Annotated in this window: 19 protein-coding genes; 13 read left to right on the forward strand and 6 right to left on the reverse strand. The window is 64.9% G+C overall.

Going from position 1 to position 21,536, the window contains the following annotated elements; translation table 11 throughout:
• Window positions 1–85: 85 nt before the first annotated feature.
• Window positions 86–1,021 carry a neutral zinc metallopeptidase gene (locus IVA74_RS04650; RefSeq protein ID WP_247340343.1) on the reverse strand — a complete coding sequence of 312 codons (936 nt, stop codon included), beginning with the start codon at window positions 1,019–1,021 and terminating at the stop codon, window positions 86–88.
• 404 nt (window positions 1,022–1,425) lie between these two features.
• On the opposite strand from IVA74_RS04650, the gene IVA74_RS04655 reads away from it, so the two are divergent.
• From IVA74_RS04655 to IVA74_RS04665, 3 genes are all read left to right on the forward strand, one after another.
• The gene (locus IVA74_RS04655; protein ID WP_276000874.1) at window positions 1,426–2,556 is read left to right on the forward strand and encodes a site-specific DNA-methyltransferase; all 1,131 of its coding nucleotides are present in this window, start codon (window positions 1,426–1,428) and stop codon (window positions 2,554–2,556) included.
• 176 nt (window positions 2,557–2,732) lie between these two features.
• Complete coding sequence (locus IVA74_RS04660) at window positions 2,733–3,059, forward strand: hypothetical protein (protein ID WP_247340348.1); 327 nt, start codon at window positions 2,733–2,735, stop codon at window positions 3,057–3,059.
• Window positions 3,060–3,191: 132 nt separating this feature from the next.
• A complete protein-coding gene (locus IVA74_RS04665) occupies window positions 3,192–3,878 on the forward strand; it encodes a glutathione S-transferase family protein (RefSeq protein WP_247340350.1) in 687 nt (228 codons plus the stop codon).
• Between the two features lie 58 nt (window positions 3,879–3,936).
• Here IVA74_RS04665 and IVA74_RS04670 read toward each other — a convergent pair whose 3' ends face one another.
• Complete coding sequence (locus IVA74_RS04670) at window positions 3,937–5,946, reverse strand: methyl-accepting chemotaxis protein (RefSeq protein WP_247340353.1); 2,010 nt, start codon at window positions 5,944–5,946, stop codon at window positions 3,937–3,939.
• Window positions 5,947–6,285: 339 nt separating this feature from the next.
• Window positions 6,286–6,720 (reverse strand): nuclear transport factor 2 family protein, encoded by a 435-nt coding sequence (locus tag IVA74_RS04675; RefSeq protein WP_247340354.1) that lies wholly within the window; start codon window positions 6,718–6,720, stop codon window positions 6,286–6,288.
• 90 nt (window positions 6,721–6,810) lie between these two features.
• Between IVA74_RS04675 and IVA74_RS04680 the strand changes: the two genes are divergently transcribed.
• The gene (locus tag IVA74_RS04680; protein WP_247340355.1) at window positions 6,811–7,728 is read left to right on the forward strand and encodes a LysR family transcriptional regulator; all 918 of its coding nucleotides are present in this window, start codon (window positions 6,811–6,813) and stop codon (window positions 7,726–7,728) included.
• A 106-nt stretch (window positions 7,729–7,834) separates the two neighbouring features.
• Here IVA74_RS04680 and IVA74_RS04685 read toward each other — a convergent pair whose 3' ends face one another.
• Entirely contained in the window at window positions 7,835–8,455 is a 621-nt protein-coding gene (locus IVA74_RS04685; protein ID WP_247340356.1) for a glutathione S-transferase family protein, read from the reverse strand.
• Between the two features lie 140 nt (window positions 8,456–8,595).
• On the opposite strand from IVA74_RS04685, the gene IVA74_RS04690 reads away from it, so the two are divergent.
• On the forward strand, window positions 8,596–9,876 hold the full coding sequence (locus tag IVA74_RS04690) for a flavin-dependent oxidoreductase (RefSeq protein WP_247340357.1): 1,281 nt from the start codon (window positions 8,596–8,598) through the stop codon (window positions 9,874–9,876).
• 210 nt (window positions 9,877–10,086) lie between these two features.
• Here IVA74_RS04690 and IVA74_RS04695 read toward each other — a convergent pair whose 3' ends face one another.
• Entirely contained in the window at window positions 10,087–10,515 is a 429-nt protein-coding gene (locus IVA74_RS04695) for a PaaI family thioesterase (protein WP_247340358.1), read from the reverse strand.
• A gap of 68 nt (window positions 10,516–10,583) precedes the next feature.
• Complete coding sequence (mutY, locus tag IVA74_RS04700) at window positions 10,584–11,687, reverse strand: A/G-specific adenine glycosylase (RefSeq protein ID WP_247340359.1); 1,104 nt, start codon at window positions 11,685–11,687, stop codon at window positions 10,584–10,586.
• A gap of 122 nt (window positions 11,688–11,809) precedes the next feature.
• On the opposite strand from mutY, the gene IVA74_RS04705 reads away from it, so the two are divergent.
• The 8 genes from IVA74_RS04705 (at window position 11,810) to IVA74_RS04740 (ending at window position 21,481) form a co-directional block, all read left to right on the forward strand.
• The gene (locus IVA74_RS04705; protein WP_247340360.1) at window positions 11,810–12,304 is read left to right on the forward strand and encodes a DciA family protein; all 495 of its coding nucleotides are present in this window, start codon (window positions 11,810–11,812) and stop codon (window positions 12,302–12,304) included.
• Between the two features lie 127 nt (window positions 12,305–12,431).
• Complete coding sequence (locus tag IVA74_RS04710; RefSeq protein ID WP_247340362.1) at window positions 12,432–13,088, forward strand: DsbA family protein; 657 nt, start codon at window positions 12,432–12,434, stop codon at window positions 13,086–13,088.
• Window positions 13,089–13,306: 218 nt separating this feature from the next.
• A complete protein-coding gene (smc, locus tag IVA74_RS04715; RefSeq protein WP_247340364.1) occupies window positions 13,307–16,771 on the forward strand; it encodes a chromosome segregation protein SMC in 3,465 nt (1,154 codons plus the stop codon).
• A gap of 79 nt (window positions 16,772–16,850) precedes the next feature.
• Window positions 16,851–17,831, forward strand: coding sequence for a small ribosomal subunit Rsm22 family protein (locus tag IVA74_RS04720; protein ID WP_247340366.1), 981 nt, complete (start codon window positions 16,851–16,853; stop codon window positions 17,829–17,831).
• Between the two features lie 136 nt (window positions 17,832–17,967).
• Window positions 17,968–18,528, forward strand: coding sequence for a LemA family protein (locus tag IVA74_RS04725; protein ID WP_247340369.1), 561 nt, complete (start codon window positions 17,968–17,970; stop codon window positions 18,526–18,528).
• Window positions 18,529–18,560: 32 nt separating this feature from the next.
• On the forward strand, window positions 18,561–19,781 hold the full coding sequence (locus IVA74_RS04730; protein WP_247340371.1) for a M48 family metallopeptidase: 1,221 nt from the start codon (window positions 18,561–18,563) through the stop codon (window positions 19,779–19,781).
• Window positions 19,782–19,997: 216 nt separating this feature from the next.
• The gene (locus IVA74_RS04735; RefSeq protein WP_247340374.1) at window positions 19,998–20,750 is read left to right on the forward strand and encodes a hypothetical protein; all 753 of its coding nucleotides are present in this window, start codon (window positions 19,998–20,000) and stop codon (window positions 20,748–20,750) included.
• A gap of 62 nt (window positions 20,751–20,812) precedes the next feature.
• Entirely contained in the window at window positions 20,813–21,481 is a 669-nt protein-coding gene (locus tag IVA74_RS04740; protein ID WP_247340376.1) for a hypothetical protein, read from the forward strand.
• Window positions 21,482–21,536: the final 55 nt, after the last annotated feature.

A 21,536-nucleotide genomic window follows, 5' to 3' on the forward strand; every position in this document is an offset into this window, starting at 1 on the left:
GAAGCTCGGCAGGACCGGCTTTGTAGGCCCCGGCTCTGCAGCGCATCACTTCGTGCTGCGCAGCGTCCGGGGCACGAGATCATCGCTACAACGACCCGCCGCCGAACGTGTTGCAGGCCTGGACCGTGCCCTGCTGGTAGCCGGTCATGAACCACTGTTTGCGTTGCGCCGCCGAGCCGTGGGTGAAGGAATCGGGCACGACGCGGCCCGTGGCCTGGCGCTGCAGCGTGTCGTCGCCGATCGCGCTCGCCGTGGTGAGTGCGGCGTCGATGTCGCCCGGCTCCAGGAAGTTCGGCCGCTTCTTCGCCTCGCGATTGACCCAGACACCGGACAGGCAATCGGCCTGCAATTCAACCTTCACCTGGAGCGCATTCGATTCCGCCTTGCTGCCGGCCTGCTGCTGCAGTCGCGTCACGCGCGGAATGATGCCGAGCAGGTTCTGGATGTGATGGCCCGCCTCATGGGCAATGATGTAGGCGGTGGTGAAGTTACAGGCGGACTTGCCGGAGCAGCCGCGAAAACGCGTCTCGACCTCGCGGAAGAAACCGGTATCGAGGAAGATGGTCTTGTCGGGCGGACAATAGAACGGTCCCATTGCCGACTCTGCCCGGCCGCAACGGCCGCCATTGGTGACGTTGCGGAACAGCACGACCTTCGGACCGGTGTAGGACTGGCCCGAGGCCTGGAAGATCTCGCTCCAGCGATCGTCGATCTCGCCGAGGATGCCGGAAATCATGCTGCCCATCTCGTCGGTCGGCGCACCGCGCTTCGCCGAGGACGACTGGCGATCGGTCTGGTAGGACGGCGCCTGACCGCCGCCGGTCAGGATCTCGGCGCCGCCGATCAGGATGCGCGGATCGATCCCGAAGGCATAGCCGACCAGGCCGAGCACGATCATGGCGCCGATGCCGAGCCCGCCGCCGCCCATGGGCAGGCCGAACCCGCCTCCTCCACCACCGCCGCCGCCATCGTCGCGACGATCCTCGATATCGTCGCTGCGGCGGAAATCATCGTAGCGCATGGCGGCTTCCCTCGGTCCTGGATGGCATCATTTGGGCGCAAGAAAGCTCAACGCGCCACACACGTAAAATTTCCATGGCGTTAATCAATATCCCGCTCGGCAATTATTGCCTAGTGCGACAGCATGACCATGGCAGCAATTTTTTCCGGGCGTCGTGCAATTTTTTCCGAGAGAAATTTGAAGTTTTTTGGCACTCCGGCCGCTCCCGCAACACGAAGAAACGCGAAATGCGCTGTAAAACACGGCTAAAGCGTGCAGCAAACCACGCACGACGCGCGACGCGACGACTGCTCACGAAAGCGGCGGGTTAAGTCGATTTTTACTTTGCCGCTGCAATGTAACGGTCAGTCGGTTGTTTGGTCCCGCGTCGCCGACAGCGTCGCCTGAGTCAGAGTTCTTGAGTCATGGTAGAGTCGCGTCGCGGGGCGTCTGCAAGGGCGCCCCGCACAAATTTTGAATCTCCTTCGCACAGCATCGTCCTCGGCGATTGCGTCGCCGAGATGTCGAAGCTTCAGGCTGGTTCGGTCGACCTGGTGTTCGCCGATCCGCCCTACAATCTCCAGCTCAAGGGCGATCTCAAACGCCCCGACGAATCCCATGTCGACGCCGTCAACGACGACTGGGACAAGTTCGATTCGTTTTCCGCCTATGACGATTTCACCCGCGCCTGGCTGCTTGCCGCCCGCCGCGCGATGAAGCCGTCGGCGACGATCTGGGTGATCGGCTCCTATCACAACATCTTCCGCGTCGGCGCGGTCATGCAGGACCTCGGCTTCTGGCTCCTGAACGACATCGTCTGGCGCAAGACCAATCCGATGCCGAATTTCCGCGGCCGCCGCTTCACCAACGCACACGAGACCATGATCTGGGCCGCGCGCGACGAAAAGGCCAAGGGCTACACGTTCAACTACGAGGCGCTGAAGGCCGCCAACGAGGACGTGCAGGCACGGTCCGACTGGCTGATCCCGCTCTGCACCGGCGAGGAGCGCCTCAAGGGCGCCGACGGCAAGAAAGTACATCCGACGCAGAAGCCGGAAGGCCTGCTCGCGCGCGTGCTGCTGTCGTCATCGAAGCCCGGCGATCTCGTGATCGATCCCTTCAACGGCACCGGCACGACGGGCGCGGTCGCAAAGCGCCTCGGTCGCTCCTATATCGGCTTCGAGCGCGACAAGACCTATGCGAAAGCGGCCCAAGCGCGCATCGCCGCGGTCGAGCCGCTGCCGGAGGCGAGCCTTGCCCCGTTCATGACCGCGCGCGAAGCGCCGCGGGTGGCGTTCTCCGAGCTGATCGAGCGCGGCATGATCATGCCCGGCACGAAACTGTTCGACGCCAAGAAGAAGCTCGGCGCACTGGTGCGCGCTGACGGCGCCATCATGTTCGGCGACAAGGTCGGCTCCATCCACCGCATGGGCGCGGTGGCGCAAGGTGCGCAAGCCTGCAACGGCTGGACCTTCTGGCACATCGAGACCAAGAAGGGTCTCAAGCTGATCGACGAACTCCGCGCCGAAATCCGCGCCGGCATGGCGGCCGGGTAGGCTTCCCGCGATCTTGAAGGGTGGGCAAAGCGAATCGTGCCCACCATCCCTGTCAATCCGGACCGAAGCAGTGCTGGTGGGCACGGCGCTTTGCGCCTTTGCCCACCCCACGGCGTCTTGAATGACGTGACGGCCGGGACTAGATTTGAGAGGTCAGTCCCGACCGGTCGGCTCCCATGCGACGACAGTCCGAGACATTGCTGCTGCTACCGCTACTGCCGATCTTCCTGGTCGGCATGTTTCCGATGTTCCTGATCGCGCTGCTGGGCTTCTTCGGCCTCGCCTTGTTCGGCGTGCTCGTGGTCTGCGCCGGGCTCGCCAGCAGCAACGAGGCACACGACAATTTCAATCATGACGTCATCATTCACGGCAACGCGCGCGGATCTGAACGCAAGGCGCGGGCCTCCGACATGCATATCGCCACGCGGCTCGGGCTGCGCCTGGAGGCCGTGGGCGCGGCCATGGTCATTACGGCGGCGATTGGCCTTTGTTACGCCGGCTGATCTGCATGGCGCGCAGGTGCCGCCCGGCAAACTCGCCGGTTGCTCCCACCGACAAGGTTCAGGCAAGAGAAGGCCGTCAGCGACAGTGACGCTGCCTCCGCTCTCGGCCACCAAACACTGGGGAGACGCCCGATGCTCAAATTCTATTTCAACGGTTCGCCGAACCCGACCAAGGTCGCGCTTTATCTCGAAGAGTCCGGCCTGCCCTTCGAGCCGGTGAAGATCGACACCCGCAAGGGCGAGCAGTTCACGCCGGACTATCTGAAGATCAATCCGAACGGCAAGGTGCCGGCGATCGACGACAACGGCACCATCGTGTTCGATTCCAACGCCATCCTGCTCTATCTCGCCGAGACAACCGGCAAATTCCTGCCCGCCGCCGATTTTCGCGGCGAGACGCTGTCATGGCTGATGTTCATCGCCACGGGCGTCGGGCCCTATTCGGGTCAGGCCGTTCACTTCAAGCATTTTGCGCCGAAGGACCAGAACCACGACTACGCGCATAACCGCTATCAGTTCGAGACCGATCGCCACTACAAGATTCTCGACGGCCACCTCGCCAGCCGCCGCTATGTGGTCGGCGACGGCTATTCGATCGTCGACATGGCGCTATGGGGTTGGGCCCGGATGGTGCCGTTCAAGCTCGGCGACGACGCCTTTGCACGATATCCGAACGTGAAGCGGCTGGTGGACGAGGTCTCGGCGCGGCCCGCGGCGGCGCGCGCGATCGCGTTGAAGGACAAGTTCACCTTCAAGGCCGAAATGGACGACGAGGCCCGCGGCAACATGTTCAAGCACATGACCACGAAAGTGGCCTGATCGCGCCACGCCGCTAAGCGAGGCCACGCGCATGCGCGTGGCTTTTTGCCTTCAAGCCTCAGGCGGCGTGGACCGAGTTGAGGAACTTGGTGACCTCTTGCTTCAACCGGTTGCTGTCGGCCGACAGCGAACGCGCCGCCGAGAGCACCTGCGAGGAAGCCGAGCCGGTCTCGGAGGCGCCGCGCTGCACGTCGCCGATGTTGGACGACACAAGCTGCGTGCCTTGGGCAGCCTGCTGGACGTTGCGGGAGATCTCCTGCGTGGCCGCGCCCTGCTCTTCGACGGCAGCGGCGACGGTCGACGAGATCTCCGACAGCCGCTGGATGGTGCCGCTGATTTCCCTGATCGAGCCAACCGACTCCTCCGTCGCGGCCTGGATGCCCGAAACCTGCTGAGCGATCTCGCCAGTGGCCTTCGCGGTCTGCTCGGCGAGCGCCTTGACCTCCGAGGCCACCACGGCAAAGCCGCGGCCGGCTTCGCCTGCGCGCGCCGCTTCGATGGTGGCGTTCAGCGCCAGGAGGTTGGTCTGGCCGGCGATGGTGCTGATCAGTTCAACCACGTCACCGATGCGGGCCGCGGCCTTGGAAAGCTCGCCGACACGCGCGTTGGTCCTGCTCGCCTGACCGACGGCTTCGCCGGCGATGCGGGCCGATTCCTGTACCTGGCGCGCGATCTCCGTCACCGACGAGGACAGCTGTTCCGTCGCCGAGGCAACCGCCTGCACGTTGGCCGTGGCTTCCTGCGACGCGGAGGCGACTTCCGTCGATAGATCCTGGGCCCGCGAAGCGGTCGTGGTCAAAGTGCCTGCGGACGCCTCGAGCTCGTGCGATGCCGACGACACGGTGTCGACGATCTCGCCCACGGCCTGCTCGAACTGGTCGGCCAGTTTCACCATGTCGGCTTTGCGGCTCTCGGCCTGGCGCGCCTCGATTTCGGTCTGCTCATGGCGCAGGCGCTCGGTGTCGATCATGTTGGTCTTGAACACCTCGATCGCCTTGGCCATGTCGCCGATCTCGTCAGGCTTGCCGCGGCCGGGGATCGCGACCTCGAGATTGCCGCCGGCAAGCAGCCCCATCGCGCGCGTCATCGAGGTCAGGGGACCGACGATGCTGCGGGCGATCAGGAAGGCGACGATCAATCCAAACAGGATGGCAAGGCCGCCCGCGATCTCCTGCACGGTCGTCGTGCCGTCAATGACGGCTTCGGCCCTGCTGCGCGAATCCTTGTAGTCCTTCTTCAAGGCCGTTTCCGCGACCTTGAGCTTGGCGATACTGTCGACGATGAGAGGCGCGAGGTTCTTGTGGTAGATCTCGTCGGCCTGGAGCATCGCCGCCGACGTCGTCTCGAAGGCGGTTTTGTAGATTCCGAGCGAAGTCTTCACCGGGGCGAGCGTGGTTCGTAATTCGGTCGCCTGCGGGCTCTTTTCGATCGCTGCGAGCCGCTGCGACGCCCTGTCTACATTGGTTCTGAAGTTCGCGGGCCCCTTCACGTCGCGCAGGGCCAGGAAACGCCAGTTTGCGATCTGAACGAGAAGAAGCCTGGATTCGAGGTCGGCGACGAGGGACGCAGTGTCTTCATCGACGGCTGCGCGCGCCACATCGACCAGCTTGTTCATCTTGACGGTGAGCTCATCGCCGCTCGGCAGCAGCGTCGCCTTGCCGGTTCTCGCCTCGTTGACGGCGTCGCCGAGATTGTCACGCAGGCTTCGCATCTTGGCGATGTCGGCGATCAGATCATTGTAGAGCTTTCGGCGCTCCTCGGAGAGCGTGCCCTTCGCCCCGACTTGCAACAGCTCGGTCGCCGCGGCCTCCCGTTCCGCCGCCTCCCGCATTGCAGGCTCGTTGGCGTCATAAATGTATCGCAGATTGGCCCGCTGGATCGCCTGAAGATGGGTCGATATCTCCAGAACCCGTGCCGTACTGTCCGAAAACGCCGAGGCCTTTGCGACCTGATCCTGCACGGTCCGTAAATTCCAGACGGCGACCACCGCCATTACGAGACCAACCGCCACCAAGGCCATGAAACCTGCGTACAGGCGTCCCCTGATCCGCAAACGAAAACTCGGCATTCCCACTGTCCACCCAGATGCATGTGAATTCGGGCGGACGAACAACTCCGGCGATCGTCACGGCCACCCCCGGCAGCCGCGCGTCACGCTTTACGCGACTCACGCTGCACTGCGACACAATGGGGGACACTCGTTAATTGAACCTTCAAATTTTTCGAGCGCGCATGCGTCAGACGGCACAACATCGCTGATTTTATCGGCAGGTTGAGCACGGTTTTGGCGCGAAGCCCGCAGCAGCGTGCAGGCCGCTGCAGCTTATCCGGACTGCGCCAGACCGACACGACCATCGCCGACGGGGCGGACGGCAGCGGTCGCCGAACGCGACGCCGCTCGACCCGCTCAGCTCACGGCCGTTTGCGGAAACGGGCCGAGTGCCTTCTCGGTCAGCACCGAGTCGCAATATTCCCGGATCTCCTTGATCTTGCCGTCCTCGAGACGAAACACGAGACAATAGTCGTTGTCATAGCGCACCCCCTCGGGCGTGACGTTGTCGCCCTTGGCCTCCACGACGACGATGTCGCCGTCGGCAATGAAGCGGTGGGCGACGGTCCGTGTCCGGTCGACCAGACGGGTCCGCACATAGGCATGCAGATCGTTGAGGATCGCCTCTTTCCCTGCGAAGGTGCGCGACCAGGAGTACTGGCCGGTCACGACCCATCTGGCGTCGTCGGCAAGACTTGCGGTGAACAAGGCGCGGTCGCGCGCGACCGGATCGGAACTGGCGGCGGCCGCGAAAATATCCTGCATCAGTTTTTTGTTGGCATTTGCGCTCATGGCGGCATCTCCGTTGGTGAGAACACCGGGATCATCGCCGCCGGCTCTAAATTCTTCAAATCGATAGCGGATATGATATCTATTCGCCTCATGAATTTGAATTCGCTCGACCTCAACCTTCTGACCGCGCTCGACGCGCTGCTGCGCGAGGCCAGCGTCAGCCGCGCCGCCTTGCGGATCGGACTCTCGCAGCCGGCGGCGAGCCATGCGCTGCAGCGCCTGCGCGACATCTTTGGCGATCCGCTCCTGGTGCGCACAGGCGCGCGGATGGAGCTGACGCCACGGGCGCACGCCTTGCGCGCGCCGCTGGCGCAGGCGCTCGACCAGGTGCGCGGGCTGTTCGTGCCTGACGACTTCGACGCCGGCCGCAGCGAACGGCAATTCCGCCTGATGATGCCGGATCTCGCGGTTGAGCTCCTGATGCCGCCGTTGATGGAGAAGGTGACGCGCGTTGCGCCCAACGTCCGCATCGACATCGTGCCGTGGCGGGGACCTGCGATCTTCAACACCGAGTTCGCCCGCACCATCGATCTCGTGATCTCGATCGGCAACGCGTTCAAGGGCTTTCATCGGCAGCTGCTCTACACCGACAGCGATGCGCTGGCAGTGCGGCGCGGCCATCCCATGGCTGTGAAGCTGAAGCGGCGCGAGACGTTCCTCGCCGCACGCCATGTCGGCGTCATCATCCGCGGCAGCGCTGAGGACCTGATCGACACCTGGCTGCGCACCAAGGGCATCGACCGGCACATTTCACTGGTGGTCCCGGGTTATCTCGAAGCGCTGCACGTCACTGCCCGCACCGACCTCGTTGCCTTCGTGCCGCGCCGGCTGATCGCGGCGCTGTCGAAGCAGTTCGGCCTCGTCACGGTGACGCCGCCGCTCGACCCCGGCGTCGACGAGCAGTTCATGTTCTACCCGACGCGGTCCCAGATGGACCCGGGATCGATCTGGTTGCGGCGATTGATGCTGGAGACGGGACGAGAATTGGAGAAGCGAAAGGCTTCCTAACGTCGCAGTCCCACAGGGTGGCAAAGCGAAGCGTGCCCACCCCTTCTGCTGTCGCGTGGAAGTTGATGGGCACGGCGCTTTGCGCTTTTGCCCGCCCTACAAGATCCTACGCCTTCTGCGCGTCCATCACCTTGCGCACGGCGGGACGGTCGGACATGCGCTTGAAGTGATCGGCGATCTTCGGCGTTGCGTTGATGTCGACGCTGTCGCCTTCAAGCCAGGTCGACAGGGTGTAGAGATAGGGGTCGCAGATCGTGTACTGCTCGCCCATCACCCAGGGCCCCTTGTACATCTTCTGCTCGATCAGGGAGAAGCACGCGCCCATGGTCTTCGGGATCATCTGCTTCATGTCGGCGAACGAGCTCTCTTCGCTCGCCCAGCGGGCGCCGCGCATCTTGTGGGCATGGTTGATGTGCACGGTCGAGCAGAGGTAGGAGTTGAACGACTGCACCTGGGCGAAGTCGAAGGGATCGTCCAGTGGCGCGAGCTCCGCCTTGGGGAAGGTCTGCGCAAGATAGGCCAGCATCGCCGGCGTCTCGGTCAGGACGCCGCGATCGGTCACCAGCGCGGGCACGCGGCCCTTCGGGTTGATCGCGAGATAATCCGCGCTGGTCTGCTGGTTGGTCTTGAAGCTCAGCCGCTCGGCCGAATAGTCGGCACCGGCCTCTTCCAGGGTGATGTAGGTGGCGAGCGCGCAGGTGCCGGTGGCGTAGTAGAGCTTGAGCATGTCGGACCTCATGAGAAAGCCGGAAGTTAACGGCTGCTGGCCCCGAGGTCCATAGTAGGGCATTCTCAGTGCTCTTGCTCTTCGCAGTTGCCCACCGGCGCCCGCCTGTGCCAAGACCCCCCAATTGGAGGGGTTTTCTCATGACCGTACTCATCGCCGGTGGCGGCATCGGCGGGCTGACGCTTGCGCTCAGCCTGCACGGAATCGGCATTCCCACGAAAGTGTTCGAGAGCGTCGCCGAACTGCGGCCGCTCGGCGTCGGCATCAACGTGCTGCCGCATGCGGTGCGCGAGCTGATCGAGCTCGGCCTGATGGACAAGCTCGATGCCAGCGGCGTGCGCACCCGCGAGCTTGCCTATTTCTCCAGGCACGGCAAGCCGATCTGGAGCGAGCCGCGCGGGCTTGAGGCCGGTTATCAATGGCCGCAATTTTCGATCCATCGCGGCACGCTCCAGCAGCTCCTGCTCGACACCGCGATCGAACGCCTCGGACGCGACAACATCCTGACCAGCCATCATCTGACCGGCTGGAGCGAAACCGCTGACGGCGTGCGCGCCGATTTCATCGACAAGGCAACCGGCAAGGCCGCGGGGACTTACGACGGCACGATCCTGATCGCCGCCGACGGCATCCATTCCGCCGCGCGAGAAAAACTCTATCCCGACGAGGGCCCCCCGATCTGGAACGGCCGCATCCTCTGGCGCGGCGTCACGCCTGCAAAAGCCTTCCTTACCGGCCGCACCATGATCATGGCCGGACATGAGATCCTGAAATTCGTCTGCTATCCGATATCGAAAGAGCCGGACGCGGCGGGCAACCATTTGATCAACTGGGTTGCCGAGCGCCACATGCCGCCGACCTATCAATGGCGGCGCGAGGACTATAACCGCACCGCGCGGCTGGAAGAGTTCTTGCCCTGGTTCGAGAGCTGGCAGTTCGACTGGCTCGACGTGCCCGGCCTGATCAAGAACTGCCCGCATGCCTATGAATATCCGTTGGTCGACCGCGATCCGGTGTCGCAATGGACCTTTGGCCGGGTCACGCTGATGGGCGACGCCGCGCATCCGATGTACCCGATCGGCTCCAACGGCGCCTCGCAGGCGATTCTCGATGCCCGCACCATCACGCGCGAGATCCTGGCGCACGGCCCGACGCAGGCGGCGCTGCTGGCTTATGAGGCCGAGCGGAGGCCTGCGACCACCGACCTGGTCCTGCTCAACCGCAAGAACGGCCCCGAGCAGGTGATGCAGCTCGTCGAGGAGCGCGCGCCCGATGGCTACAAGGTCGTCACCGACGTGCTGTCGCAGCAGGAGCTCGAGAATATTGCCGCCAACTACAAGCGCGTCGCCGGGTTTCAGGTGGAGGCGCTGAATGCGAAGCCACCGATCGTCAGCGCGCGTGCGAAACGCGTGGGAGCGTAGTACTCTTGCTCAAGCGAGATGCACATTGATGTGCCCTCGCCCGTTGTGGGAGAGGGCAGCGATGCCGGTCGACGCAGACTCACTTGGGTGAGGGGTTTATCGCCACGCGTTCGTCCCTCACGATTTGAACGCGCGGAGAGATACCCCTCATCCGGCGGTTTGCGCCACCTTCTCCCGCAAGCAAGGGGAGAAGGGGTACCGCACGCGCGGCTAGATTATTTGCCGCACCACCCTCGCCGCCTCCAGCAGCCGCTCGCTCGCGGTCGCCGTCGCCAGCAGCGTGCCGTCTTCCGCCGTCAGCCTGGCCTCGACGAACGCGATCGTCTTGCCGAGCTGGGTCACTTTGGCCTCGCCGATGATCGGCCCGGGCTTTGCGGGGGCCAGGAAATTCACGGTCATGCTGATGGTGGTGGTGTAGAGCCGGCCCTCGCTCATCACCAGCACGGCGGGGCCCATGGTGTCGTCGAGCATGGCCGAGAGCATGCCGCCCTGGATGAAACCGGCAGGATTGCAGAACTCAGGCTTGCCGTCGAAGGCGAGCTTGATCCAGCCTTCCTCCGGGCGAGCATCGAGCAGGCGCCATCCGAGCAGCTCGGCGCAGGGCGGCCTCTTGAAGTTGTCGAGCGCGGTCTTGATCATGCGAACCCTCCGTTGCCCTGCGTGAGTAGCCCAGGGTTGCTGACAGCATGGTGTCAGCAGGATGGGTCCTAGCGACCCAATCCATGCGCAATCACCTTGCGCATGACATTGGGCAGCGCTTCGCCGGCCAAGGTCGCAATCGGAACCCAGCGCATCCCCTCGGGCGCGCGCGTGCGGGCCTCGGCCCTGGCCGTGTAGACCACCAGTTCCAGCGGAAAATGCGTGAAGACGTGGGTGACCACGCCGACCTTGCGCTGCCAGCGCGACAACCCCTTCAGCTCCAGCGCCTGCTGCTTCGCCTTGGCATCGTCCTGCCCGGCCAGCCAGGCCGAGCCCGGCACCTCGGTCATGCCGCCGAGCAGGCCCTTTTCGGGACGGCTGCGGACGAGAAGCTCGTCGCCGCGCGTGACGACGAAGGCCGCACCGCGCCGTAGCGCGCCGGTCTTCTTTGGCGCCTTGCGCGGAAACGTTTCCTGCGTTCCCAGCGCGCGCCCCGTGCAGTCCTCGTTCAAGGGGCATAACGAACAAGCCGGCTTTTTCGGCGTGCAGATCGAAGAGCCGAGGTCCATCAGCGCCTGTGCACTGTCTCCCGCGCGAGAATCGGCAAGCAGCGTCGCCGCCAGTTGCTGGATCAGCGGTTTTGCCTGCGGGAGCTCTTCTTCAACTGCAAAGAGCCGCGACACCACCCGCTCGATATTGCCGTCGACCGGCATGGTGCGGCGGTCGAAGGCGATCGCCGCGATCGCGGCCGCCGTGTAAGGCCCGATGCCCGGCAGCGCGCGCAAGCCCTCTTCGGTGCCGGGAAAGGTGCCGCCATGCTCGCGCGTCACCGCAACCGCGCAGGCATAAAGGTTTCGCGCGCGTGAGTAATAGCCGAGCCCGGCCCACATCCGCAGCACGTCGTCCTGCGAGGCCCGCCCCAGCGCCGTGACATCAGGCCAGCGCGCGACGAACTTTTCGAAATAGGGCCCGACCGCCTTCACCGTGGTCTGCTGAAGCATGATCTCGGACATCCAGACACGGTAAGGGTCGGACGCCTCCCCGGGCGCGGCGCGCCAGGGCAATCGGCGCCGGTGGCGGTCGTACCAGGCAAGGAGCGCGAGCGGACGCGACGAGGTCTCCTCCGGCTGAACTGGTTCCGATTTCGCCTTGAGGGCAGATTTTGGGCTCATGCTCTCACTGTAACGGCGTCAGGCCGATCTCTCCACGCCATGACCGCGCTCGTCGCGGGCATCCACGTCTTTCTTCGCAGCGAGGAGCCTATGGGCCACGCCCCGGAGTGCTATAAGGGCGCATGTCCAAGCTTCGTCCTATCAAACCCGGTCCCATCAGCGCAAAGCCGCTCGCGGTCCTGCTCAACGACGTCTTTGCCGAGGCCTATGCCAAGCAGGGGTTTGCCGCGCGCGAACTGGTGACGCGGTGGGCGCAGATTGCCGGGCCGGAGATCGCGGCCCATGCCGAGCCGCTGAAGATGCAGTGGCCGCGCCCGGTCGAGGGCCAGCCGCAGGAGCCGGCGACGCTGGTGCTGCGGGTTGAGGGGCCGATCGCGCTGGAGATCCAGCACTCCGCCGACGTGATCCTGGAGCGGGTCAACCGCTTCTTCGGCTGGAGCGCGGTCGGCAAGCTGGCCTTCCGCCAGGCCCCGCTCTCGCGCGCCCGGCGGCCGGCACGCCCCGCCCCGCCGGACGCCAAATCCGTGGCCAAGGTGGCGGAGAGCCTGGGCGACATCGAAGATGAACAGCTCAAGTCGGCGCTGGCCCGGCTCGGGGCCGCCATCAAGCGAAATTGAGCCTCATTCGGCTGCCAATCTGAACCCGTCCTTGTCGCTCGCCATTGCCTCAAACGAGGTTTCAAGCTAGCGACAGGCCGCCCAAACGGGAATTTCGGGCGAGACCACGCCAATCCGGGAGCCGACCTTGATCATCACCCGCCGCGCCTTCACCACGATGCTGTCGCTGACCGGGCTTGCCGCGGTCGCCGGGTTCTCGCCGCTGCGGTTCATCTCCGAAGCGATGGCGCAGGCTGCCACCGATGTGGCGAAGCCGGTGTCGTTGCCCGACATGGCGCTGGGCCCGAAGGACGCCGCCGTCACCATCACCGAATACGCCTCGATGACCTGCCCGCATTGCGCGGCCTTCAACGAGCAGGTGTTCCCCAAGATCAAGTCGGAATACATCGACACCGGCAAGGTGCGTTACATCTTCCGCGAGTTCCCGCTCGACATCAAAGCCGCCGCCGGCTCGATGCTGTCGCGCTGTATCGCCAATGGCGACGCGCCGAAATACTTCGCAGTCACCGACATGCTGTTCCGCCAGCAGAACGACTGGGTGGTGAAGAACACCACGGAGACCTTGACGCGGATCGGCAAGCAGGCCGGCCTTACCCAGCAGCAGGTCGAGGCCTGCCTGAAGGACCAGGCCCTGCTCGACAAGATCGCCGCCGACCAGAAATACGCCAGCGACGTTCTGAAGGTCGATTCGACGCCGACCTTCTTCATCAACGGTGAGAAGATCAAGGGCGAGACCACGTTCGAGGAATTCGCCAAGAAGATCAATCCGCTGCTGAAGAGCTGATTCTTCGCATACAAAGCCTGATTCGCATCTCGATGGCCGTATCTTTCCCGGCATAAATCCCTTGGGAAAAGCGGCTTTGGCCGGTTGCCCTCGCGGCACACCGCGGCCATTGTCCAGCCGCATGAGGCGCCTCGCGCGACTCGCCCGGATAGCGACATTGCCTTCCATGGTAGTGTCCCGGCAGGGGGATTCGCGCCTGCCAACAGAGATGCGTGCTTATGAAAATCACCCGCCTGCGCCTTCACGGCTTCAAGTCCTTCGTTGAGGCCACCGACTTCGTCATCGAACCCGGCCTGACCGGCGTGGTCGGCCCCAACGGCTGCGGCAAGTCGAATCTCGTCGAGGCGCTGCGCTGGGCGATGGGCGAGACCTCCTATAAGTCGCTGCGCGCTGCCGACATGGACGCGGTGATCTTCGCCGGCTCCGGCAATCGTCCTGCGCGCAACCACGCCGAAGTGACGATGACGATCGACAATGCCGATCGCACCGCGCCGGCGGCGATGAACGACAGCCAGCTTCTGGAAATTTCCCGCCGCATCGAGCGCGAGGCCGGTTCGGTCTACCGCATCAACGGCCGCGACGTGCGCGCCCGCGACGTGCAGATTCTGTTCGCCGACGCCGCCACCGGCGCGCGCTCGCCGGCCCTCGTCCACCAGGGCAAGATCGGCGAGATCATTCAGGCCAAGCCCGAGCAGCGCCGCCGCGTGCTGGAAGACGCCGCCGGCGTCGCCGGCCTGCATGCCCGCCGCCACGAGGCCGAGCTGCGGCTGAAGGCGGCCGAAACCAACCTCACCCGCGTCGAGGACGTGATCGGCCAGCTCGCAGGGCAAGTGGAAGGCCTGAAGAAGCAGGCTCGCCAGGCCGTGCGCTATCGCGAAGTTGCGGCCAAGGTCCGCAAGGCCGAGGCAACCCTATTCCATTTGCGCTGGATCGGCGCCCACGCCGACGTCAACGAATCCGGCCAGATCCACGATCTCGCGGTCCGCGAGATGGCGGAGCGTACCCAGCACCAGGCCGAGGCCGCCCGCATCCAGGCGATCCGCGCCGCCGAAATGCCGGCGCTGCGCGATGCCGAAGCGCGCGCGGCAGCCGGGCTGCAGCGCCTGACCAACGCCCGCGAGCTGCTCGACCGCGAGGAAGAGCGCGCCAAGGAGCGCGTCGCCGAGCTCGAGCGCCGTCTCGCACAATTCGAAGGCGACATCTCGCGCGCCCAGCAGCAGACCATGGACGCCGACGTGGCGCTGCAGCGCCTCGACGCCGAGGATTCCGAGCTGAAGGAAGAGATCAAGTCGCGCGTCGAGAAGCGCTCAGGCGTCGACGAGCGCGTCGGCGAAGCCGAGGCGGTGCTGACCGAAACCGAGCACCAGTTCGCCGAGCTCACCACCGCGCTCGCCGACCTCACCGCCAAGCGCCATCAGCTCGAAGCCAACGTTCGCACCCACCGCGACAAGCTCGCCCGGCTCGACCAGGAGATTTCGAACGTCGCGGCGGAAGAGCAGAAGCTCACTGCGGAGACCGGCGGCTTCGGCGATCTCGACGAGTTGACCGCAACGGTCGAGAACGCCGAGCAGACGCTTGCGGCCTCGGAAGCCGCCGCTCAGGACAGCGAAGCCGCCCACGTCGCCGCGCGGCAGACGCTGGAATCCTCGCGCTCGCCGCTCGTCGAAGCCGACAAGCGCGTGCAGCGGCTCGATACCGAAGCGCGCACGATCTCCAAGATCCTCAACGGCGAGACCAAAAATCTGTGGCCGCCGATCATCGACGGCATCACCGTCGACAAGGGTTTTGAAAAGGCGATCGGCGCAGCCCTCGGCGACGATCTCGACGCCCCGGTCGATCCGTCCGCGCCGATGCGCTGGACCAATGCCGGTGTCACCGAGGGCGATCCGGAGTTGCCCGAGGGCGTTGTGCCGCTCGCCAGCCACGTGCAGGCACCGGCCGAGCTGGCCCGCCGCCTGGCGCAGATCGGCGTGGTTCCGCGCGAGCGCGGCGCCGAGCTGGTCTCGCAGCTCAAGACCGGCCAGCGGCTGGTCTCGCCCGAAGGCGACGTCTGGCGCTGGGACGGTTTTGTTGCCGCGGCCCACGCGCCGACCGGCGCCGCGCGGCGCCTTGCCGAGCGCGCCCGCCTCGTCGACATCGAGAACGATCTGGAGCAGGCCCGCATCGACGCGCAGATCAAGCGTCAGGCGCTGGAAGACGCCGAGTCCGAGCTGCAGATGGCCGCCAGCACCGAAGGCGCAAGCCGCGAAGCCTGGCGCGCCGCGCAGCGCGAGCTCAACGTCGCGCGCGAGCGCCACGCCACCACCGAGCGCGAGATCAATCGCCACGCCGCGCGCAAGGCGACGTTGTCGGAAGCGCACAGCCGTCTCGCCGCCGACCGCGCCGAGGCCGAAGCCGCCTACGAATACGCCGAAGCCGGAATCTCCGAGCTGCCGTCGAGCGAGGACACCGAAACCCGTCTCGCCGCCGTCCGCAGCGACATCGAAGGCCATCGCCGCATGGCCGCCCAGGTCCGTGCCGAGGCGCAGGCGCTGGCGCGCGAGGCCGAGCTTGCCGACCGCCGCGTGCAGGCGATCCTCGCCGAACGCACCGAGTGGCAGAACCGCAAGGAGAGCGCGGCCTCCCACATCGACACCATCCAGGCCCGTATCTCCGAAGTCACCATCGAGCGCAGCGACCTCGAGAACGCACCGGCCGTGTTCGCGGAGAAGCGCAGCGCGCTGATCACCGAGATCGAATATGCCGAAAACGACCGCCGCATGGCCGCCGACGCGCTCGCCAGCGCGGAAACCGCGATGGCCGAAACCGATCGCGCCGCGAAGCTGACGCTCGAAGCGCTGTCCAGCTCCCGCGAGGCCACGGCCCGCGCCGAGGAGCGCATGGAAGGCGCGCGGCGCCGGCTCGAGGACATCGAGCGCGAAATCCGCGACATGCTGGAAGTCGAGCCGCAGGCCGTAGCCGGCCTTGCCGAGATCGAGCCCGGCGCGGAGCTGCCGCCGCTGCACGACATCGAGGAAGACCTCGAAAAAATGCGCCGCGATCGCGAGCGTCTGGGCGCGGTCAACCTGCGCGCCGAGGAAGAGCTGCGCGAGGTCGAGACCCAGCACAACGGTCTGGTCACCGAGCGCGACGACCTCGTCGAAGCCATCAAGCGGCTGCGCCAGGGCATCCAGAGCCTCAACAAGGAGGCGCGCGAGCGGCTCCTGACCTCGTTCGAGGTCGTCAACAGCCACTTCAAGCGCCTGTTCGTCGAGCTGTTCGGTGGCGGCGAGGCCGCGCTGCATCTGATCGAGAGCGACGACCCGCTGGAAGCCGGCCTCGAAATCATCGCCAAGCCGCCGGGCAAGAAGCCGCAGACGCTGTCGCTGCTCTCGGGCGGTGAGCAGGCGCTGACCGCGATGGCGCTGATCTTCGCGGTGTTCCTCACCAACCCCTCGCCGATCTGCGTGCTGGACGAAGTCGACGCGCCGCTCGACGACCACAACGTCGAGCGCTATTGCAACCTGTTGCACGAGATGACCAGCTCGACCGACACGCGCTTCATCATCATCACCCACAACCCGATCACGATGGCGCGGATGAACCGCCTGTTCGGCGTCACCATGGCCGAGCGCGGCGTCTCGCAACTGGTGTCTGTGAATCTGCAAGAGGCAGTGGACATTCTCGACCAGAACGTTGCGTGAGGCTACGGACGAGCCGCACCCATTGACGTCATCATCCGCCTTGTGCGCAATTGCGCACTCGGGCAGATGATGGCCACGAATGATGATCTCACCCAACCTCCCGGCGGAACTGAAAGCGGCCCTCGACGGCAAGCTCCAGGGCTTTTCGCGCACCGATGCGGCGCGACGATCGTCGCAAATCTCGACCACCTATCGCGCAGGCGGCGGCTCCGGCACCATCAAGTCGGATGCCGATGCGCTCGCCTACGCGCTCGCGCGCATGCCCGCGACCTACGCGGCTGTGGCGGCAAGTCTGAATGCGCTGACCGAGATCGCACCGGACCTCGCTCCGGAAACGTTGCTCGACGTCGGCGCAGGCCCGGGCACCGCGAGCTGGGCCGCCGCAGAGGCGTTCTCCTCGCTGCAGGATTTCACCCTGCTCGACGCCAACGGCGCGCTGAGCAGGCTGGCGCTTGAACTGGCGCGTGATAGCTCGCGACTTGCGCAGTGCCGCTATCTGCCGGGCGATGCCGGCGCGAACCTCGCCGAGGTCTCGCAAGCCGATCTCGTGGTTGCGAGCTACGTCATCGGCGAGCTCCGTGACGGCGATCAACACAAGCTCGCGGAAACGATGTGGGCGAAAGCGCGCCACGCATTGGTCGTGATCGAACCCGGCACGCCCGCCGGCTACGCGCGCATCCTCGCTTTGCGCCAGCAACTGATCACGGCGGGCGCCTATGTCGCCGCGCCCTGCCCCCACGAAAAGCCCTGTCCGCTCATGGCGCCGGACTGGTGCCATTTCTCCCAGCGCCTGCCGCGCTCCCAGGCGCACCGCCAGATCAAGGGCGCCGACGTGCCGTTCGAGGACGAACGCTTCATCTACGTGGCGCTGACCCGTACGCCGCCCGCTGCACGCGCCGCGCGCGTGCTGGCGCCGCCGGATGTCGGCAAGGCCGAGATCACGGCCAAGCTTTGCACCGAGCAGAGTGTTGAACTTGCCAGGATCCCCCGCCGCGACAAGGCCGCCTATGCAAGCGCCCGGCGCTGGCGCTGGGGTGACGCCGTCATGTCCGAAAGTTAACCTCGTCCGGCGCTTTTGGCTTGAACTCGGATGGTTCCAGATCCGACCAAGTCTTACCTTCTCTCCGCGGCGGGCTCTCGCCGGGCGCTAATTTGGTCTAGGCTGCGCCAGCCTTAATTCCCTTCAGGAGTTCTCCATGTCGACCGGCTGGATCGTTCTCGGCGTCATCGTCGTCCTCGTGCTGTTCGCCTTCAGCGCCTACAACCGTCTGGTGGCGCTGGGCCAGCGCGTCGGCCAGGCCTTTGCCGACATCGACGTGCAGCTCAAGCAGCGCCACGATCTGATCCCGAACCTGGTCGAGACGGTGAAGGGCTATGCATCGCATGAGCGCGGCACGCTCGACGACGTCGTCAAGGCGCGCAATTCGGCGATGTCGGCGCAGGGACCGGCGCAGGTGTCCGCAGCCGAGAACCAGCTCTCCGGCGCGCTCGGCCGGCTGATCGCGCTGTCGGAGGCCTATCCCGACCTCAAGGCCAACGCCAATTTCCAGCAGCTCGCCAGCGAGCTCTCCGACCTCGAGAACAAGATCGCGGCCAGCCGGCGCTTCTTCAACAGCGCGGTCCAGGAATACAACACCGGCATCCAGCAGATGCCCGCCGCCTTGTTCGCCGGCATGTTCGGCTTCACCAAAAAGGACTTCTTCGATCTCGGCGCCAGCCGCACCGAGGTCGAGGCCACGCCGCAGGTGAAGTTCTGAGTTGAGCCGATAGGCCGGCAGGGCATTGCGTCATGGCCGCGTATGGTCTCTACACGCACATCGCCTCGAACAAGTTTCGTTCGATGCTGCTGCTCGCCGGCCTGTTCGCGCTGGTCTATGTGCTGGTCTATGCCGGTGCGCTGATCGCCGAAGTCGTCAGCAACGGCAATGAGACCATCGTCTATTATCTGAGCCGCGCCTTCTATGACCTGAAAGTCGCCGCGCCGGTTGCAACCGTCGTGGCAGCGGCCTGGATCGTGATCGCCTATTTCTTCCACCAGTCGATGATCGATGCCGTGACCGGCGGCCACGACGTCACCCGGCAGGAACAGCCGCGGCTCTATAATCTGCTCGAAAACCTCTGCATCTCGCGCGGCATCACGATGCCAAAGCTGAAGATCATGGAGAGCCCGGCGCTGAACGCGTTCGCGACCGGCCTCAACCCGAGGCAATATTCGATCACCGTCACCACCGGTCTCCTCAACGCACTGAACGACAAGGAGATCGAGGCGGTGCTGGGCCACGAGCTGACCCACATCAAGAACGGCGACGTGCAGCTCATGGTGGTCGCCGTCATCATCGCCGGTGTAGTCGGCTTCTTCGGCGAATTGTTCTTCCGCCTGTTCACGAATTTCAGCTGGAGCTCCGGCGGCGGCTCGTGGTCGTCAGGCTCCTCCTCGTCATCGCGATCGTCCTCGTCGTCGAGCGACAGCAAGAGCTCCGGCGGCGGCGCGGTGGTGGTCATCATCATCGCGGTGGTGCTGATCGTGGTGGCATGGCTGTTGTCGCAAGTGGTGAAGCTCGCGCTGTCGCGCTCGCGCGAATATCTCGCCGATGCGGGCTCGGTCGAGCTGACAAAAAACCCGGACGCCATGATCTCGGCGCTCCGCAAGATCGAGAACCGCGGCGAGCTGCCGGGCGCAACCTCGGCGGTGATGGAGCTCTGCGTCGACAATCCGCGCGAGGGCTTTGCAGACCTGTTTGCCACTCACCCCTCGGTGCAGTCCCGGGTCGACGCGCTGGTCAAGTTCGCCGGCGGCCACGATCCCGGTCCGCTGCCGCCACCCGGCTATGAGGAGGAAGAACCGGAAGCACAAGCCGGCCGGCAAGGCACGCCACCGCCGCTACGCCAGGGTCCTTGGGACGATGCAGGCGGCTCGGCCAGTCCACCGCCCGTGCCCGCATCCAGTCCTGCCGGAACCGCAAGCGGCAATCCCTTGGGCAATCCAATGGGTCCTTGGGGCCGCCGTTAAACGCGTGATTTGACGCGGCGCGCGGGAGGTTTGGTCGCGTTTGGGAAAAACCTCGGGAATTGCCGTAACTGCATGCCGAGGAATTGAATTCTCCCTTGTTTCTGCCATGTTCGCGCCCAACAGCAGACTTGGGACATCCTCGGGACATCCTTGGGACATCGATTTGGGGCCCGGCCGATTGCGATCTCGCGATCGGGGGCGCGTTAGGGGACAGCAATGGCAAAGCCGGCAGTGGTTGTGGTGGGCGCGGACAAGGGCGGGGTCGGCAAGACCACGGTGTCGCGCACCCTGCTCGATTATTTTTCCGCCAACAACGTGCCGACGCGCGCCTTCGACACCGAGTCGCCGCGCGGAACCCTGAAGCGCTTCCACCCTGATATCACCGAGATCGTCGACATGACGACGACGTCCGATCAGATGAAGATCTTCGATACGCTCAACGCGACGAGCCCGTCCGTGACCGTGATCGACGTCCGCGCCGGCCTGCTCTCGCCGGCGCTGGCCTCGCTGCGCGACATCGGTTTCCTCGACGCCGCCAAGGCCGGCCAGATCACCTTCGCGGTGTTCCACATCCTCGGACCCTCGATCGCCTCACTGGATGAGATCGCCGAGACAGCCGGCTTCATGACCGGCGCAAAGTATTTCCTGGTGAAGAACTTCATCAACGACACGCAGTTCTTCCAATGGGACCAGGCGACCTACAATTCATACTTCCACCGCATCAAGGATGCGACCGAGCTGACCATCCCAAAACTCAACGAAATGGCCTATGAGCAGGTCGAGGTGTCCTCGGTCCCGTTCCTCAAATTCGTCGCCAACAAGGGCATCAACGACGAGGCCGCGAACTATTCGTTCGTGCTCCGCGGCTATGTCCGGCATTGGCTGGCGAACGTCTGGAGCGAATTCGACCGGATCCGACTGACCGACATCGTCGGCTCCAAGCCCGCCGCCCGCAACAGCGAAAAATAGTTGCGGACCCCGGGCGGATACGGCTGGATTGGGCGGTGAGTTCGCTCAGATAATAGTTCGTGATGCCAGCAACGCCCTTCTACATCATCTGCTCGCCCCGCCCGCAGGTCGGCAAGACCTTGCTGGCGCGGCTTTTGAGCGAATTTTTGCTGCTCAAGAACGGCAACGTCGCGGCCTTCGACGTCAACCTGAAGGAGCCGTCGCTGCTCGACTATCTGCCAAAGATCACGGAGACCGCCGACGTGATCGACACCTATGGCAAGATGCAGCTGATGGATCGCGTCATCGTCGATGACGGGCTTGCCAAGGTGATCGACCTCGGCTTCCACGCCTTTGACGAGTTCTTCAAGATGGCCGACGAGATCGGCCTGTTGAAAGAGGCCGCGCGCCGCCACGTCGCGCCGATCATCCTGTTCGTCGCCGACACCGACCGCGCCTCGGCCCGCGCCTACGAAATGCTGCGCGAACAGATCCCGCGGATGAACCTGATCACGGTCGATAACGAGCACATCGTGCGCGGCGAGCTGCCGGCCGCAATGGCTGCCGGGCGGGTGTTCCGCCTGCCCGCGCTGCCCGGCTTCCTGAAGACCTATGTCGGCCGGCTGAACTTCTCCTTCACCGGGTATCTGCGCCAGGAGAAGGATGCCTCGACCGAGCTGCACCAGTGGACCCGGCGCAATTACCTCGCCTTCCGTGAGCTCGAGCTCAGCCTGATCCTGCAACGGTCCTGAATATTTTACCCGGATAATATTGACTTGCGGCGGACCCGCCGTTACTGAGTTTGCG

The sequence above is a fragment of the Bradyrhizobium sp. 132 genome, assembly GCF_023074185.1.
Classification (GTDB): Bacteria; Pseudomonadota; Alphaproteobacteria; order Rhizobiales; family Xanthobacteraceae; genus Bradyrhizobium.